The sequence below is a fragment of the Acinetobacter sp. HZNU-JH01 genome (genome assembly GCF_037996845.1).
Taxonomy (GTDB): domain Bacteria; phylum Pseudomonadota; class Gammaproteobacteria; order Pseudomonadales; family Moraxellaceae; genus Acinetobacter; species Acinetobacter haemolyticus.
On the sequence record NZ_JBBMZX010000001.1, the window covers coordinates 315,854 to 334,388 of the forward strand.

Consider the following 18,535-nt stretch of genomic DNA (forward strand, 5'->3'; position numbering starts at 1 on the left):
TTTTATGAATCTCTATTCACTTTTTTAAAAAATCATTGTATGGTAATTCACAAGCACCTACAACAATGCTTATGGAACAACAAATATAACCAATGGGATGTATACAATGAACCTACGTAGCTTGAATTTTGGTCTGGATGAAACGCTCGTTGCACTTCAAGACTCAGTTGCCGCATTTTGTGCAAAGGAAATTGCACCAATTGCTCAGCAAGTTGATCAAGACAATAAATTCCCTGCTCATCTTTGGAAAAAGTTTGGCGATATGGGCTTACTAGGCTTAACAGTCTCAGAAGAATACGGTGGCACTAATCTCGGCTATCTTGCTCATATCATCGCGATGCAAGAAATTTCGCGTGCTTCAGCGGCGATCGCTCTTTCTTACGGCGCACATTCTAACTTATGTATCAACCAAATTAACCGCAACGGGAATGAGCAACAAAAGCAGAAATATCTGCCTAAATTAATCTCTGGTGAATACGTCGGTGCCCTTGCGATGTCTGAACCGAATGCGGGTTCTGATGTGGTCAGTATGAAACTGCGTGCTGAGCAGAAAGGCGATCATTTTGTTTTAAATGGTTCAAAAATGTGGATTACCAATGGTGGTGATGCGGATGTCTTAGTGGTATACGCAAAAACTGATCCACAAGCAGGTGCAAAAGGCATGACTGCTTTTTTAATTGAAAAAGACATGAAAGGTTTTAGTCATGGTCATCACCTAGACAAACTTGGTATGCGCGGCTCAAATACTTATCCATTGTTTTTTGACAATGTGGAAGTACCTGTTGAAAACGTGTTGGGTGGTGTCGGTAATGGCGCTAAAGTCCTGATGAGTGGTTTGGACTATGAGCGTGCAGTTTTAAGCGCAGGTCCACTTGGCATTATGGATGCCTGTATGGATGTCGTGATTCCGTATTTACATCAACGTGAACAATTCGGACAAGCTTTAGGTGAGTTCCAATTAATGCAAGGCAAACTTGCTGATATGTATTCAACTTGGCTGGCGTGTAAGGCGCTTGTATATGCCGTTGGTACAGCGTGTGATAAAGCAGATCACGACCGTAGCTTGCGTAAAGATGCTGCCAGTGCCATTTTATATGCAGCTGAAAAAGCGACATGGATGGCAGGTGAAGCGATTCAAACTTTAGGTGGCAATGGTTATATCAATGAGTTCCCTGCAGGTCGTTTATGGCGTGATGCAAAACTTTATGAAATTGGTGCAGGCACATCTGAAATTCGTCGTATGTTGATCGGACGTGAATTGTTTAATGAAACCAAATAATAACGATAAACCAGGATGCATCATATGAATCAATTACAAAGCAAAATTAATGTGCGAAGTGAAGACTTCAAAACAAACCAACAAGCTATGCAGACTTTGGTCAATGATTTAACACAAGTTGCCCAAAATATTGCATTAGGTGGCGGAGAAAACGCACGTCAAAAGCATTTAGCGCGTGGAAAATTGCTTCCACGTGAACGTATAGATCAACTGATTGACGTTGGCACAGCTTTTTTAGAAATCGGACAACTTGCTGCGTATAAAGTTTATGAAGATGATATTCCTGCTGCGGGTGTGATTGCGGGTATTGGACAGGTTAATGGTGTGACATGCATGATCGTTGCCAATGATGCAACGGTTAAAGGTGGTACTTATTATCCACTTACGGTTAAAAAGCATTTACGTGCTCAAGAAATTGCTGAACAAAACCACTTACCTTGTATTTATCTTGTAGATTCAGGTGGTGCATATTTACCTATGCAGGATCAGGTCTTCCCTGATCGTGATCACTTCGGGCGTATCTTCTACAATCAAGCACGTATGTCGAGCCAAGGTATTGCCCAAATTGCGGTCGTCATGGGTAGCTGTACCGCTGGTGGTGCTTATGTCCCTGCGATGTCAGATGAAACCATCATCGTGCGTAATCAAGGCACGATTTTCTTGGGTGGCCCCCCTCTGGTTAAAGCAGCAACAGGTGAAGTTGTAAGTAGCGAAGATTTGGGTGGTGGTGATGTACATACGCGTCTCTCAGGTGTTGCTGATCACCTCGCTGAAAATGATGAACATGCGATTGCGATTGCACGCAATATTGTTGCCAATTTGAATAAAAAACCAAACGAACTCAACAAACAGATTGATGAACCATTGTTTGATGCGAAAGAGTTGTATGGTGTAGTCCCTACCGATGCGCGCAAGCCATTTGATGTACGAGAAGTGATTGCACGTATCGTCGATGGTTCTCGTTTTGATGAGTTTAAAGCTCGTTTTGGTTCAACCTTGATCACAGGGTTTGCATCACTTTATGGGATGCCTGTCGGAATTATTGCCAATAATGGCATTCTATTTTCAGAGTCAGCTCAAAAAGGTGCACACTTTATTGAGTTATGTACCCAACGCAATATTCCGTTGTTATTTATTCAAAATATCACGGGCTTTATGGTCGGTCGCCAATACGAAAATGAAGGTATTGCCAAGCACGGTGCCAAACTGGTGATGGCGGTTGCAACTGCAAATGTACCAAAACTTACACTCATCATTGGCGGTTCTTTTGGTGCAGGTAACTACGGTATGTGTGGACGTGCTTATTCTCCACGTTTCTTATGGACTTGGCCAAACTCACGTATTTCAGTCATGGGTGGTGAGCAAGCAGCCAGCGTACTTTCGACGTTGAAGCGTGATCAGATCGAGCAAAAAGGCGCAGAATGGTCAGCACAAGAAGAAGATGAATTTAAACAACCGATTCGTGATCAGTATGAACGTCAAGGACATCCTTACTACGCTTCTGCTCGTTTGTGGGATGATGGTGTGATTGATCCAGCACAAACGCGTCAAGTACTAGGATTAAGTCTTGCTGCTGCAATGAATGCACCGATTCAACCGACTAAATTTGGCGTGTTCCGCATGTAAGAGGTGTTTATGAGCTATCAATTTTTACAACTGGAACAACATGATCAGGTGGCATATGTGTGGCTGAATCGCCCTGAGCTACACAATGCTTTCAATACAACGCTGATTGAAGAATTACATACTTGCTTTAAGCAACTTGCTACCCGTGATGATATTCGAGTTGTGGTTTTAGCTGGTCGTGGTAAAAGCTTTTCAGCAGGTGCAGATCTAAATTGGATGAAACAAGCGGGTCAAGCTTCTACAGAAGAAAATGAAGCCGATGCTTTAAAACTCGCACAGATGCTTGAAGCATTGGCAACCTTAAATCAGCCAACGATTGCACGTGTTCATGGCATTGCTTTTGGTGGTGGTATGGGTTTGGCATCTGCATGTGATATTTGCATTGCCAGTACCGATGCCAAATTTGCAACCTCTGAAGTTCGACTAGGTCTTGCCCCTTCTACGATTAGTCCATATGTGATTCGTGCGATTGGCGCTAGACAAGCTTCACGCTATTTTTTAACTGCTGAACGTATCTCAGCGCATGAAGCAAAACAAATCGGCTTGGCACATGAAATTGCGGATGCAGAAGATTTAGATAAAAAAGTTCAAGAGATTATTGATGCTTTACTGCTGGGTGGACCACATGCCCAAGCAGCATCTAAGCAACTGATTCAAATGGTCAGCAATCAAAGTATGAATAATGAATTACTTCGACAAACTGCTCAACACATCGCACAAGTCCGTCAAGGCAGTGAGGCAAAAGAAGGCTTAACTGCTTTCTTAAGTAAGCAAGCCCCTGCGTGGACTTCAAATTCCAATAACAACAATTAAGGATGATCAACATGTTTGAAAAGATTTTAATTGCGAACCGTGGTGAGATTGCTTGCCGTGTGATTCGTACTGCTAAAAAATTAGGTATTGCAACGGTTGCGGTTTATTCAGATGCAGACGCTCATGCCCAACACGTTAAACTTGCTGATGAAGCGATTTATATTGGTCAATCTCCTGCAACACAAAGTTATTTACAAGCTGATCGTATTATTCAAGCGGCGATTGATACGGGAAGCCAAGCGATTCATCCTGGTTATGGTTTTCTTTCGGAAAACGATCAATTTGCCTTAGCTTGCCAACAGCATAATATTTGCTTCATTGGTCCTCCAGTCGATGCCATTTTAGCGATGGGCTTGAAAGCTACCTCTAAAGCTTTGATGGAAAAAGCAGGTGTACCTCTAACACCGGGCTATCACGGTACCAATCAAGATGCTGAATTTTTAAAACAACAAGCAGATCGTATTGGCTATCCTGTATTGATCAAAGCCAGTGCTGGCGGTGGTGGTAAAGGCATGAGTCTAGTGGAACGTAGCGAAGATTTTCTACATTCTCTTGCATCGTGTAAACGTGAAGCCAAATCGAGTTTTGGTAATGATGATGTACTGATTGAACGTTATGTGATTCAACCACGTCATATCGAAGTACAGGTATTTGGCGACACACATGGCAACTATGTACATTTATTTGAACGGGATTGTTCTGTTCAACGTCGTCATCAAAAAGTACTTGAGGAAGCCCCTGCTCCGCAAATGCCAAGCGAAAAGCTCGATGCGATGCGTCAAGCTGCAATCGATGCTGCGCGTGCGGTAAATTATGTCGGTGCAGGTACGGTTGAGTTTATTGTTGAACAAGACGGTACGGCGTATTTCATGGAAATGAACACACGCTTACAAGTCGAACATCCTGTGACTGAAATGATTACTGGAGAGGACTTAGTAGAATGGCAATTACGAGTTGCCTATGGTGAGCCATTACCAAAACTGCAACATGAATTAAAAATTCATGGGCACGCCCTCGAAGCACGTATTTATGCCGAAGAACCAGAAAAAGGCTTTTTACCTGCGATTGGTAAAATTGACTATCTACGCTACCCAACACAAAACCAATATGTGCGTGTAGACAGTGGCATTGTTGAAGGTGATGAAATTACCACTTTCTATGACCCAATGATTGCCAAATTGATCGTATGGGGTAAAAACCGTGAAGCTGCTTTGATTCAAATGCAACACGCGCTTAGTCAATTCCATGTCGATGGTTTAGGCAATAACATTGCCTTTTTGGAAAAGATTGTACGTTGTGATTCGTTCAAACAAGCAAAGTTGGACACGAATCTAATCCAACGTGAAGAACAATTTTTGTTTAGTCCAGCGAATATAAAACCTGAGTTTGTTGTTGCGACTGCATTTATTGAATTTCTAAGCCAAATGCAAAATAACCAATCAACACAAAAACAACTGTGGCTAGCACAACCCTTATGGCGTAGTAATGTCACATATCAACACAGCATTAAATTGAATTATTTAAACCAAAATATTCAAATTAAGTTTTCTGCTGCTGAACAAGGATTTAATGCAGAATTTAACGGTCAAAACTATCACATTACAGGTCAATTGGCTGATCAGCACAGTGCAAATATTCAAATTGGTGGAATTCAGCAAAAACTTGCCTTTAACCGAGGTGTGCAAGGCATTACCCTGTTCAACGCTGGACAAAGTTATAAGTTTAGCTACTTACATCAGGATTATAATCAAACTGATGGTCAATCTGAGCAAGGACATCTCAAAGCACCGATGCCAGGTGTGGTGACACAATTACTTGTAGGCGCAAATCACACCGTGAAGAAAGATGATGTGCTTTTGACGCTTGAAGCGATGAAAATGGAATATACCATTCGTGCTCCAAAAGATGGTGTCATTTTAGATGCCTATTTCCAAGTGGGTGATCAAGTCAAAGCTGGCGATGAACTTGTGGACTTCCAAGCTGCTGAGGAGGAAGTTGCATGAGTGACTATGTAAAGATTGTAGAAGTTGGACCTCGTGATGGTTTGCAAAACGAGAAACAAGCTTTAAGCATTGAGCAGCGATTGAGTTTTATCAATGATTTAATTGATGCAGGTTTAAAGTCTATTGAAGTGGGTTCATGTGTATCAGCCAAATGGGTACCACAAATGGCGCAGAGCGATGAGTTATTTAAATTGTTGCCACAACGCAATGATTTAAATTTGAGCTTGCTCACGCCTAATCTTAAAGGCTTCGAAGCCGCTCTAGCAGTTGGATGTAAAGAGGTTGCGGTCTTTACCGCAGCTTCTGAGAGTTTTACTCGAAAGAATATCAACTGCTCGATCGATGAAAGCTTAGAACGATTCTCTGAAATTTTCAAAGCGGCGCAAGCAAACAATGTTCGTGTACGTGGTTATGTCTCTTGTATGGTGGACTGTCCTTACGAAGGTGCAATCGATCCCAAACAAGTCGTGAATGTCGTCAAACGGCTGCATGACATGGGATGTTATGAGATTTCATTGGGTGAAACCATTGGGACAGCAACACCAGATCGAGTGCAGAAAGTTTGGCAAGCATGCTTAGCAGAACTGGATAGCAAGATTTTGGCAGGACACTTTCATAATACTTATGGCATGGCAATCGCCAATATCTATCAATCTTTACAGCAAGGTATTCGAGTCTTTGATTCTTCGCTTGCTGGACTGGGTGGTTGTCCTTATGCCAAAGGCTCATCAGGGAATGTTGCAACTGAGGACTTGTATTATTTACTGTCTCACATTGGATATGAAACAGGCATTCATCTCGAAAAATTGATGTTGGCTAGCCAAAATATCAATCAGACATTGAACCGAAAAAACTTATCAAATTATGCAAATACTTATCTTCAGCAGTCATGTGCATAAATAAATTCACTGATCCCAAATGCTCCGCAAATTTAGTTTGAAGGAGCATTTAAAATTATTATTGTGGATGATTTATTACAGTTATTTTGTTTTTTAAAAGTCCTATTCACGATGGGTTAATTGATAAAAATAAGAAGTATCCTGTTCTATTTTTGGTGCGATATATTGCTCTACCCAATTTAACCATGCACGTGTTTTCGCATCGATAAAGTGCCGTGAAGGCAATAAGGTATAAACACCAATATCCGGAGAGCGCCAAGCTGGCAAAATGTGACATAAGTGTCCAGCCCGAACCGCATCAATCACAGCAAACATAGGCAATAGTGCAATTCCCATATCTTGTTGCACCATATCTAACAAGAGTTCAGGTGTATCTGCGATTAACTGTCCTGAAATATCAATTTGATAGGAACAGCTATTTTCACCGACGAGGTGCCATTGTGGTGTGATGGATGGATTCACCAAACGCAAACACGCGTGATCATGTAACTCATCTGGTGACTGAGGAATGCCATGTTTTTGTAAATAAGCGGGTGAAGCACATAAAACAGAAAAAATGCTACCGATTCGACGAGCAACAAATCTTGAATCAGTCAAAGACTCTGTTAAATACAAACTAACATCAATCCCTTTGGCTAAAAGATCTGGCGCATTTTGCGATGTGCGATATTCAACCGTGAGATCTGGATAAGTTTGGCAGAATTCAGCCATTACAGGTGCAACATAATAATGTCCAAAACTGGCCATACTCTGGATACGTAATCGACCTTTGGGTTTTGCAGCAGTCCCTGTTGCCTCTGCTTCGGCCTCTTCTATGATTGAAAGTACTTGACGACAGCGTTCCGCATAGGTTGCACCAATATCGGTCAATGCATGCTGTCGAGTTGAACGTTGCAACAACTTTACACCCAAACGCGTTTCTAATTCGCTAATCAGACGTGACACCTGTGCTGTGGTCAAATCCATCTGTTCTGCTGCTGCCGTAAAACTTCCACTGTCAATCACTTTCAGGAAAGCATGCATGGCATGTAACAGTCCACCCTCGTGATTTTTGCGCATAACGTAAATATCTTTTCCTAAATTACGCATTGTTGCACCAGTTTAGATCATCCACAATGGTAAATATGTACATACATTGAGCCAGCCCTCTGTTTTAGACGCTAAGCCCATTTTAATTTTTTGTATGTCAATTGCTCCAAACTTCAACTCGGATGTTGAGAAAAGAAAGTCGCACGAACGACCACAATACTAAGGAGACATAAATGAATATAGCGACAAAATTTACTCCAAGAATGATCGCTACAAAGGATGTATCACTTGACGATAAATATATAAGTGATGACGGTACTGCATATATGACGGGAATACAGGCATTGGTTCGTTTACCACTCGCCCAAACACGTCGGGATACTTTACAAGGTTATCAAACTGCAGGTTTTATTTCAGGTTATCGCGGTTCACCTGTAGGTAATTACGATAGTTTCCTTTGGCAAATCGATGGATTGCTTAAAGACCATCATGTAGTCTTTCAACCCGGAGTAAATGAAGACCTAGCTGCAACCGCCATTTGGGGTACACAACAGGCTAACCTTGCTGGACAAGGTAAATATGATGGTGTGACCTCTTGGTGGTATGGCAAAGGTCCTGGTGTCGATCGTTCTGGTGATGTACTTCGCCATGCCAATCTCGCAGGTACAGCCGAGCATGGCGGTGTTGTTGCCTTATTTGGTGATGATCATTCCTGTAAATCTTCGACAGTTCCACATCAATCAGAACATGTCATGATTGGCTGCGGGATTCCAATTTTCTATCCAACATCGGTGCAACATATTTTAGATCTTGGCGTACATGCCGTTGCCATGTCTCGTTTTGCAGGTGTTTGGACCTCAATGAAATTGGTCAGTGAAATTGTTGAAACATCGGCGTCAGTCAAGGTCAGCCTAGACCGTGTAACCCCCATTATTCCAGAAGATGTCGAATTTCCTGAGGGTGGTGTCAATATCCGTTGGCCAGATCATGGTATCCAACAAGAAGAACGACTGTATAAATATCGCCTACCTGCTGTTTTGGCCTATGCACGCGCCAATAAATTGAACCGTGTGACTTTGCCATGTGAAAATGCTCGGATTGGTATCGCTGCTAGTGGCAAAGCCTATTTAGATACCATTGAGGCATTACGTATTTTAGGAATTGAAGGTGAAACAGCAGAACAACTCGGATTACGTGTTTATCAAGTTGAATTGATTTGGCCGTTAGAACCTCAAGGTATCCGTGAATTTGCACAAGGCTTACAAGAGCTGATCGTGGTCGAAGAAAAACGACCGATCCTTGAAGCACAGATCAAAGATGAGCTCTATTCCCTCCCAGATGATCAACGTCCTCGAGTCATTGGTAAAGCCTGTGATGGAAAAGGTGAATGGAGTACCTCAGTTGAAGAAGCACCACTCATTGGACATTATGAATTCCAGCCTGAACCGATTGCTAAAATGCTTGCAACTCGATTCTTAGGCCTTGATTTACCAGAAGCGTTAAGAACACAAATTCAAAATAAAGCAGACTTATTACTTAAAGCAGAACAAGCGTCTCACAGTGTAACTGATCTCGCAGAGCGCAAACCTTATTTCTGTAGCGGTTGCCCACACAACACCTCAACCGTCCTTCCTGAAGGAAGTCGTGCGCTTGGTGGTATTGGTTGTCACTATATTGCGGTTTCACTTGATCGCGGCACAGAAACCTTCTCTCAGATGGGCGGTGAAGGTGTGAGTTGGGTTGGTGCATCTCCTTTCACCAATGAAAAACATATATTTGCAAATCTTGGTGATGGGACCTATTTCCATTCAGGTTATCTTGCCATTCGCCAAGCGATCGCCGCTAAAGTGAATATTACTTACAAAATCCTTTATAACGATGCGGTTGCCATGACAGGTGGACAACATGTCGATGGTCACTTGAGTGTCGCTCAATTAACCCGCCAGTTAGCAGCGGAAGGGATAAAAAAACAAGTCATTGTGACGGATGAACCTGAACTGATTCATGCAGAAGAAGGAATTGCAGCAAATGTAGAAATTCATCATCGAAATGAATTGGATGCGATTCAACGTCAATTGCGCGAAACGTCAGGGGTTACTGCTTTAATTTACGTACAAACTTGTGCCAGCGAAAAACGTCGTCGCCGTAAACGTGATGCCTATCCTGATCCAGCAGAACGTATCTATATCAATACCGATATATGTGAAAGCTGTGGTGATTGTTCTAAAAAATCGAATTGTTTATCCATTGAAACTGTAGAAACTGCATTAGGACCAAAACGCCAGATTAATCAAAGCACGTGTAACAAAGATTTTTCTTGTGTTGACGGTTTCTGTCCAAGTTTTGTCACGGTACATACCCGCGACATGAAACGTCCTGAAAAATTTGAAGGTATTGCTGCAGGTTGGCCTGAAACACCAATCATTCCAGTACTTGATGATGTACCAAATCGTATTATGGTAGGTGGTGTTGGTGGTACAGGTGTGGTGACGATTGGTGCCCTACTCGGTATGGCAGCACATCTTGAAGGTAAAGCAACACGTGTGATGGATATGGCCGGACTGGCTCAAAAAGGCGGTACGGTTTATTCCTATATCCAAGTCGCAAATTCAGATGAGCATATTTCTTCAACCAAGATTCCAGCGGGTCAATGTGATCTTTTAATCGGTGCAGATGCCGTGGTGGCCGGTAGTAGTGCTGCACTTTCTCGCTTAAAAGAAAATGCGGTGGTGATTGTGAATGAAGATGCTTCACCGACATCAGACTTTATAGACTCTCGTGACTGGTATGCGCCTATCAGTGACTTAGTTGATCGTCTACGTGGTCGTACCCGCAAAGGCACACTAGTATCACTATCTGCGACACGTATCGCAACTTTAGTACTGGGTGATGCAATCTTTACCAATCAACTATTACTTGGTATGGCATGGCAATCAGGTCGTATACCGCTATTACGTCAAAGCATTGAAAAAGCGATTCAACTCAATGGCACTGCCGTAGAAAAGAATCTCGAAGCTTTCCGAATTGGGTGCCATCTTGCGAGTGATCCAAGTTTAGCGCCACGATTGCTTGCAGCCATTCAAAAAACTAAAAAGCCTGAAACATTGGCTGAATTAATCGAGGATCGTTCAGCACGTTTGGTTGACTATTGGAATGAAGCCTATGCGATGAAGTATCGTCGTTTAGTTGAACAAGCATCGAAAACATTACCAGAGGAATTGACCGTGACGATTGCGACACAACTGTATCGTGTGATGGCTTATAAAGATGAATATGAAGTCGCTCGTCTTTTAACCGGTAAAAAATTCAAAGAGTCGATTGAAACCCATTTTGGTAAAGGCTTACGCTTAACTTACCATCTTGCTCCACCGACTTTAGGTGCTGATCAAAATATTAGTAAGCGTGCTTTCGGATATTGGATTCGTTTTCCAATGATGTTGCTGGCTCGTTTGCAGTTGCTTCGGGAAACCTTCCTCGATCCATTTGCACGTCATGAAGAACGCAGACGTGAACAAGCTTGGCGTGATCGTTATATCACATTTGTTGAAGCATTAATTGCATCACCTGAACAGTATGACTTAACTGTCGCTGAGGAAATTGCTCAGTTACCAGTAGAAGTACGTGGCTTTGGTCATATCAAAGCACAAGCCATGCAAACAGCGATGCAACGTTGGGATGAGTTATCTTTAGCACTAAAAAAATAAGGAAATAGCAATAAAGTTGATATGACGACTTTATAAAAGAAAATTCAAAGCGTTAAGAGTTTAGCTCTTAACGCTTTGTTTATGAAAATGCAGAATTACATACTATATCAAGTGTATAACCAATAAAATCAGAAATAGCACTGCAACTACAGCATTCACTTTTAATATCTTTTTAGGCGAATAGGTCAATAACAATCCGACCGCCAAAGCTGCAAAGCTAATGCACCCTAACCATTCTGAAAGTCCAATTGAAATGCCTTTAAAGTATGCAGTGAATCCCGCAGATACAATCAGCAAGCCCCAACCTACAATTTGAAATAAACGACAATTTCGTTGACTGACTGGGCTTGAGAAAATCTCACGTTGGTGCTTCGCCATCGTACAAGCCAGACTCGACAATCCAACCACACAAACACACCATAGTAGCAAAGCAGTCATTCTATAGACTCCTGTGCATTCTTGTTTTTAGGCTGCGCTTTTTTCTTGATCGGTAAGCCTTGATAACGTTTTAGCTTGTAGTAAGCGTAAATAAAGATCAGTCCTAAAGTGATCGATACCAGATCAAAACTTGCAATCATCCATTGACCAAGATAGATACTTTTCCAGAGTGGCATACCTCCAGTTAAGACATTGAGTATTGGAATCAATAAAAACATGACCGCAGCCAAAGCGAGTTGATCCAACCATGCAGGACGATGTTGACGAATTGCGGCATGGACTAAACACAACAACCAAGTGATAAAAAATACCTTAATTTCAATGGGTGAACGTTCAATAATTTGAGCTGGAATCAGTCGATTGGCAAAGAAATATGAAGCACAAGCAATTGGTAATCCTGTAATCGCTGCAATATTTAATACTTCAACTACACGATGCCCGACAGGTTTGTAGCCCAACTTTTGAACATCTGGTGCGCGTTTAACCACCCATAGAATAAGTCCAGATGCGATCATCATCGTACCTAACACACCTGATAAAAATAACAACCAACGTAAAACTGAATCTACGCCATGTGCCATATGAAGCCATGTCACTAAGGTATAAATCGCTTTTGGAGTTGAATTGACAGGCTTCGCCTCATCTATTTCTCGACCAGTTACCGCATTGAATTTTAATGACGGGATACTTTCTCGATCCATTAACGTTGTGGTACGTGTAGCGTTATATTGTATTTCGGCTTCTACCGTATTGGGTTTATTGACCCTGATCGAAGAGATGGGATTGTTTAACCAACTGTGTTGAACAGATTGTGTCAGCGCAGTTAAATTAACCATTTCCGCAGCCTCAACAGGCTTATTTTCTTGCACTGATTCAACACGACCACCGCCACGATTTCCTCGTCCTGTCAGCAACCCTTTTTGTTTTTGTTCTTCCAGTAAACGGGCTTGTTCAGGTGTTTGAGCAACAGGTTGATTGAGAATCTGATAGAAACTGCGCACATCGCCATAATGTGTATTCATCGCCCAAGGCATAAACAAATGCATCAGCAGCAATAAACCACTAAAAGTAATCATGATGTGAAAAGGTAAAGCAAAAACCGCCGTCGCATTATGCGCATCCAGCCAAGAACGTTGCCCTTTGGCAGGTCGGAAAGTAAAGAAATCTTTGAAAATCTTTTTATGCGTGATAATCCCGCTAATGATAGCGACAAACATCAGTAGTGTTGCGATACCGACAATCCAGCGTCCCCAAATACGCGGCATGCCATATAGCTCAAAATGGAAACGATAGAGAAAAGCTCCACCTCTAGTTTCTCTCGCCTTAATCTCTTGGCCTGTTTGAGTATCTAAGTAAATCTCTCCACCACGTCGTCGTTCTTCACCGGCTTGGCGGATATTCAGCATAATGGCGGGTTGTCTTTCATTGGCAAAACGAATATTCCAACTCTCGGCATTTTGACCTTTCTGATTCAAATATGCCAAGGCATGGCTAAGTTGTTGTTGCTGTGAAACTGTATTCACAGATTGGTGTAGCTCTGGTTTCATCCAAACAGTAATTTCATTTTGGAAGAAGCTCAACGTTCCTGTTAAAAATACTGCATATAACAACCAACCTAACAGTAAACTCGCCCAAGTATGCAGCCAAGACATCGATTGGCGTGGTCCCTCATTTTTACCATCAACACGCATGATGTCATCCTTGTAACGATAAATAGATCAGTGTCATCAATACACTCGGCAGTACTACAGAGAGCCAGACTTTAAGCGTTGAATTGACCATAAAGACCCAAATGAACAAAGCACAATGAATGATAAAAGCCAGCATGGTGACGCTTAAGACCGCATTTGCTTTTAAAGGTTCAGTCGGAAATAAAAATACAATCAGCATTGCTGTGATCGCTGAAAAGTAATAACCACCAAAAATTGCTAAGACAAAGCGAGATAAGACCATCAAACGATATTTAATTAACGCTGATCGTTGAATAGTCTTTTTGGAGATGGTCTTAGTGGCGACGAAGGGAATTGATGCTTCAATAGTCATAACGATACCAATAGTGGTGACGACTATTCAGGATCATCCCCACCTTAATCTATGATTAAAAAATTGCTTGGAGCATACACAAAACTAATAAAAATAACAATAATGATAATTATTATCACAAGTAAATGATTCAATTTTATGCATTCAGTATGTACAGATCGACATAAACTATTTGCTCCACATCCAGATCAAGACTACAGCCATACATGCAATGAGAGGATATACCACCCAAGGATGCGGAATGGTCCAGATCATAAGACCTGCAGCGACACTCATACTCACCGTTGACATATATTTTGCTTTTTTAGGTATGCGACGATTTTCCCTCCATTCTTTTATAATAGGACCGACAAAGCGATGATTTAATAACCATTGATGAAGCTTTTCTGATCCCCTCGCCGCAAAGAAGACCGCCAATAAAATAAAATCGACGGTTGGTAAACCGGGAATAAAAATCCCGAGCACTCCCAAAGCAATGCATAACCAAGCGAGACATATAAATAACATGCGCCACCAAATCGAACGTGCGACTTTATTTTCTGGTGATGGTGCGGAGGTTAGTTCCATATTTAACTTATTCTCTGTGTGATCCATATGTTTCATACTCAGTTAGGCATAGTTTGATGAGTTAAGTGCTTTAAGAATTTTCTAATCTTTGCTGTGTATTTCCCCAATCTGGATAAATAAAAATTGCTTCTCAAAGATTTAGTGCATTTCATCCAATCGATTGAGTGCATCACCAAAATAACCAAAAGCATCTAAAGCGCCTTGGATCACACGGTCTTGTTGAGATTGATCAAAGCCTGCTTCATCTAAAGCCTGTACAAAGCGTTTCCATACTTTGGCACGTCCTTCGGGATAGGCAGCAAGATTTCGAGCAGCAAAAGTTTCAGAAAAACCTAAATGCTTTTGTGCTTCTTTAAATAAAAAGGCTGCACCTAAAGTTGAACCCTCCGAAACGTAGATCCAACCTAATGCTTCAGGTATTTCGACATTTTTACTTTGTAAAGGTTCACCTTTTGGTACTAGTCCCAAGTCTTGCAAATCTGCCAGTGCTTGTTGCGAACGTCCACGAATCCCTAAATCCGGAATGAGTTCCGCCACGCCTTGCTTTTCGAAAAGATGTTCAATCTCTTTCTGAAAGTAGTATTGTGACAAGGTGAATTGTGTATATCGCTCTTTACTCGAAAATACCGCTGCTTCAGCCATCAATTTGTGCATACGTTCATGTTCAGTTGCGGTTTCATGTTTTAAACGTTGGGACAATTGATTAGCAATCATCTGTTCTGTTGCTGCATTCATTTTCTTTCTCCTAAAAATAGATAGCATGGATGGTTCAACGATTCCGACTGAGTTTAAGTTGGACTGGGAAGTCCACGACCACGGCCACTGCTCGACCGTTCACTTGATAAGGTTTAAATTTTGATTTAAGTGCAGCTTGTATGACACGTTGATCCAAGCTGCTGATGCCTGAGCTTTGTTGTAGTTGAATATCTGTCGCCTGACCGTTTTCATTAATACGTATACGAAGTTCAACAGTACGATCTTGTTGTTTTAGTTCACGATCCTCATAGCTTAGTTTTGCAAAACTTAATACATCTACACGACTCACTTGTAATGGTTCATTTGGGGCGACTTGGCTATCTGGAGCACGTGCAAGTTCCTGTTGTGTCGCGGGTGTCATCACTCCACCAGCGTTGGAATGGCTCTCTCCTTGTGGTTTTGATACATTTGGGTTTTGCTCCAATGTGAGCTGTTGTTCGATCTGTTTTGTTTTTATCGTTAGATCTTTATTCAGGGATGGCCCTGAATCTTCAGATATTTGAGTTGGGGTAGCTTGCTCATTTTTATGATTATGTTTTGGCTGGCTATCTGATATCACACGATCAGCATGTGTGCTGCTCAGTGTGCGAGTATTTGCGGCGGGTTTGGATGATACAGTTGCATTTGAACTCTCTGATACGCTTCGTTTTTGCTTCTCTGACTTGATTGCAACAGCACTTTGTCCAGACGATCGTGGTGATGATTGTTCGGCACTGGACAATGAAACGAAATGCACTTTTAATGCATTCACTTTAGGTGCGCTATCCAATGTATACGGTTCTATCAGATGGCTGAGCAACCACAATGCTGCAATATGCAAAAGCATGACCGTACCTACAACGCCCCATTTCCCGAAATGATGAGGATGCAATTCAGAGAAACGAGGAGATTGTTGTTTATAACTCGGAGATAGATTTTTTAATTTCATCAGCCTCTCCTAGAAACGGTGTTCGAGTTTCAGGCTGACATTGTGCTTGTCATAAGTGTACAACCAATCCACATTGCTATCATTGTGGTTATAACGATACGTTAAATTCGGTGTTACGCCATAAAATTTGAAGCGTGGCATTTGCACAACAAACGTATAATTTTGTTCAAAATCATGTCGTCTTGCTTCATAAACCTTTGCGTATTTATCAAATTGTCGCCAACGATAAGTACTTAATAATGTTGTATGAATTCCAATACTCCATGGTTTACTTATACCTAGACGAATTCCTTGTTGCTGGTAAGCCGCGATATATTGTTCTTGTGTCGAACGATCAAGGACATCCAGTCCACCAAAGAATGTCCATTGTTCTAGTAAAATTTTCCAAAAAGTCGCCAGTACCGAACGCTCTTGCCCATTGAGTGTTTTATAGGTGTGATAATCAAAATCTTTAATTTCTGCTTCAAGTTTGAGTGCTTTATCGCCTGAAATAAATCGCATCCATTCAATCCGCCCGCCCCAAGCATCGTATAAACTCTCGTTGCCATAACGTTTGTGTTCAAATAGTGGACTGAAATTAATTTGGTTTTTTAAATCGTAATAGCTATAACCTGCATTTACGTTGAGGGTGGATTCGTTATAATTGCTTTGGTTATCGTAGGACTGTCCATAAGCTAGAGCACGTAGTGCAACACCATGATTTTCTTTGATGGAAAAACGTTTGATCAGGCTTGCGTCATAATCTATACCATTTGCTGAAACTGCTTTTGGACTTCCTCGTGTAATTTGAGCTGGGATAATGTTGCCATCTTTATCCATGCCATACAGCGTCCAAGTTTTGCTTTGTTCTGATGAACTGTTTAGATTGCTCGCATAAGTCGGACCTATAGCAATAGAACCTTGCCATGCATCTCGTTGAGCAAACGCTTTGACGAAAAGCTGAACCGTTTTTTGTACTTCTGGTGGAATGACACTGTGATCACTTTGTTCTAATTTATTTTGAATCGTTATAAAAAGGTGTGCTGCCTCTTTGTTCTTCTGTTGTTCAAACAGCACACGCGCTAACTCGAGTTCACAAATCAGATTGTTCGGTTGTTTGTTTAAACTGCTTTGGAATTTTTGTTCAGCCAGTTTTAGTTGTCCCTGAGCACGTGCCAATGCACCTTCAGCGAAATTAGTTAAAGCCTGATCATACTCAGGATAGCTTTGATAATGCACTAAATAAATTTGAACATTTACCCAGTGTTTTTGCATAACCGCTAGATATAGCGCTTTGGCTAGATCATCTTGGTTCTTCTCTACGACATAGACTTTTCCATTGATTTGGAGTTCAGGTAACTTTTCAGTGCTCCGAATCGTACCTTGTGCTTGAAGTGAACGCTGTTGTTGTAATAACTGCTGATCTAGGCTCTGATTTAGGCGAAGTTGAGTCTCATCATCCGCATAGAGTGATGTATTTCCCCATAAAGCCAAGCAACACAGCAATGTTCGTTTCATATCAACCGCAAACCAAAATGTAAAATCATCAATGCATAAAAAACAAAAGGAACCTACAGATGTAGATTCCTCTCGCCACGATTAGTTTTTCGCACCGCCAAATGCAGTGTTATAAGATGCGTTATTAAACTCGGCGATACCTGCCAAAGCCGCAGCATTTGCACCAAAGAAATGTCCTTGGACAATACCTGTATTATTTAACCCAGCTGTACCATTGGCGCTTGCTGCACCAGCAAACTCAGCAGTACCTGGATTAAATGTCACACCATTCAATGTTAAGTTTGAAACCGCTGTACCTGTTCCATTTAAAGAACCTTCAAGCGTCCCTGTACCAAAATTCGCAGTGAAATTACCAGTTAACAGATTCGTCGCAGATCCATTAATCCCTGCAACGGTATAAGTTGCAGTACCTGCTGTTGGTACGGTGGTATTGCTATTGTCACCCGCATAATAAACCGTATGGCTCGCACTCGCTGCTGTATCGCCAGCCTTCCACCACTCACCAAAATATACTTCCTGCGTACCCACCTGACCAAAATTAAAGTTACCTAAAGCACTATGTGAAGGTGGCATAGCCGATACAGGAATGTGCGAAATATTGAAGCTCTTGCTACCCACCGTGACATTGGTATTACTGGTACCTTGTGCAGCAAATGCTTGTGCCAAGCCTTTTAATGAACTAAAACCTGTAAATGCATTGTATGGTGCGCCTGCCGCTTCTATAGATATGGCTGCTACACCGTCTGGATGGCTAGCATTTGCAGCCGCGCTGATTCTGATGTTTGCTTCATTGCTAGAAGCACCATCAATAGCTGCATGAGAAAATACAGCAGAACATGCGACTAGACCGATGAACAGTTGAGAGATTTTCATTTATTGTTACTCCATTTATTTGAAGATAAGTTATTGTTTCAATAAGGATAACGTTATCGCTATCATGTCGTTGTATGAGC

15 protein-coding genes are annotated in these 18,535 nt (G+C 41.7%); 6 read left to right on the plus strand and 9 right to left on the minus strand.

All coding sequences use genetic code 11. The features are described 5' to 3' along the window. The first annotated feature begins 106 nt into the window (after window positions 1-106). Genes AAC851_RS01575 through AAC851_RS01595 form a run of 5 tightly spaced genes read left to right on the plus strand, consistent with a single transcriptional unit; the run spans window position 107 to window position 6,620 of the window. Complete coding sequence (locus tag AAC851_RS01575; protein WP_340600399.1) at window positions 107-1,279, plus strand: isovaleryl-CoA dehydrogenase; 1,173 nt, start codon at window positions 107-109, stop codon at window positions 1,277-1,279. A 24-nt stretch (window positions 1,280-1,303) separates the two neighbouring features. Next, window positions 1,304-2,905 carry a carboxyl transferase domain-containing protein gene (locus AAC851_RS01580; RefSeq protein WP_112986508.1) on the plus strand — a complete coding sequence of 534 codons (1,602 nt, stop codon included), beginning with the start codon at window positions 1,304-1,306 and terminating at the stop codon, window positions 2,903-2,905. 9 nt (window positions 2,906-2,914) lie between these two features. After that, window positions 2,915-3,718 (plus strand): enoyl-CoA hydratase/isomerase family protein, encoded by an 804-nt coding sequence (locus AAC851_RS01585; RefSeq protein ID WP_115736422.1) that lies wholly within the window; start codon window positions 2,915-2,917, stop codon window positions 3,716-3,718. A gap of 11 nt (window positions 3,719-3,729) precedes the next feature. Then, the gene (locus AAC851_RS01590; RefSeq protein WP_115736421.1) at window positions 3,730-5,721 is read left to right on the plus strand and encodes an acetyl/propionyl/methylcrotonyl-CoA carboxylase subunit alpha; all 1,992 of its coding nucleotides are present in this window, start codon (window positions 3,730-3,732) and stop codon (window positions 5,719-5,721) included. Further along, window positions 5,718-6,620: a hydroxymethylglutaryl-CoA lyase gene (locus AAC851_RS01595; protein ID WP_005090529.1), complete on the plus strand. Its 903-nt coding sequence runs from the start codon at window positions 5,718-5,720 to the stop codon at window positions 6,618-6,620. Before AAC851_RS01590 ends, AAC851_RS01595 begins: the two co-directional genes overlap by 4 nt. A gap of 102 nt (window positions 6,621-6,722) precedes the next feature. Here the strand turns inward: AAC851_RS01595 and AAC851_RS01600 are convergent, their stop codons facing one another. Further along, the gene (locus AAC851_RS01600) at window positions 6,723-7,679 is read right to left on the minus strand and encodes a LysR family transcriptional regulator (RefSeq protein WP_035375238.1); all 957 of its coding nucleotides are present in this window, start codon (window positions 7,677-7,679) and stop codon (window positions 6,723-6,725) included. 203 nt (window positions 7,680-7,882) lie between these two features. Between AAC851_RS01600 and AAC851_RS01605 the strand changes: the two genes are divergently transcribed. Beyond that, complete coding sequence (locus tag AAC851_RS01605; RefSeq protein WP_340600400.1) at window positions 7,883-11,353, plus strand: indolepyruvate ferredoxin oxidoreductase family protein; 3,471 nt, start codon at window positions 7,883-7,885, stop codon at window positions 11,351-11,353. A gap of 102 nt (window positions 11,354-11,455) precedes the next feature. Here the strand turns inward: AAC851_RS01605 and AAC851_RS01610 are convergent, their stop codons facing one another. The 8 genes from AAC851_RS01610 to AAC851_RS01645 form a co-directional block, all read right to left on the minus strand. After that, a complete protein-coding gene (locus AAC851_RS01610; RefSeq protein ID WP_075315596.1) occupies window positions 11,456-11,791 on the minus strand; it encodes a DUF3325 domain-containing protein in 336 nt (111 codons plus the stop codon). Further along, entirely contained in the window at window positions 11,788-13,482 is a 1,695-nt protein-coding gene (locus AAC851_RS01615; RefSeq protein ID WP_075315597.1) for a PepSY-associated TM helix domain-containing protein, read from the minus strand. Before AAC851_RS01615 ends, AAC851_RS01610 begins: the two co-directional genes overlap by 4 nt. A 4-nt stretch (window positions 13,483-13,486) precedes the next feature. Then, entirely contained in the window at window positions 13,487-13,834 is a 348-nt protein-coding gene (locus tag AAC851_RS01620) for a hypothetical protein (RefSeq protein WP_005090518.1), read from the minus strand. 168 nt (window positions 13,835-14,002) lie between these two features. Beyond that, window positions 14,003-14,428: a YbaN family protein gene (locus AAC851_RS01625; RefSeq protein ID WP_125501503.1), complete on the minus strand. Its 426-nt coding sequence runs from the start codon at window positions 14,426-14,428 to the stop codon at window positions 14,003-14,005. 111 nt (window positions 14,429-14,539) lie between these two features. Continuing rightward, window positions 14,540-15,136 (minus strand): biliverdin-producing heme oxygenase, encoded by a 597-nt coding sequence (locus AAC851_RS01630; protein WP_340600401.1) that lies wholly within the window; start codon window positions 15,134-15,136, stop codon window positions 14,540-14,542. Between the two features lie 34 nt (window positions 15,137-15,170). Continuing rightward, a complete protein-coding gene (locus AAC851_RS01635) occupies window positions 15,171-16,085 on the minus strand; it encodes an energy transducer TonB (RefSeq protein ID WP_340600402.1) in 915 nt (304 codons plus the stop codon). A gap of 9 nt (window positions 16,086-16,094) precedes the next feature. Continuing rightward, window positions 16,095-17,582 carry a surface lipoprotein assembly modifier gene (locus AAC851_RS01640; protein ID WP_340600403.1) on the minus strand — a complete coding sequence of 496 codons (1,488 nt, stop codon included), beginning with the start codon at window positions 17,580-17,582 and terminating at the stop codon, window positions 16,095-16,097. Window positions 17,583-17,663: 81 nt separating this feature from the next. Further along, window positions 17,664-18,455, minus strand: a complete 792-nt coding sequence (locus AAC851_RS01645) for a Slam-dependent surface lipoprotein (RefSeq protein WP_017395130.1) — start codon at window positions 18,453-18,455, stop codon at window positions 17,664-17,666. Between the last annotated feature and the right edge of the window lie 80 nt (window positions 18,456-18,535).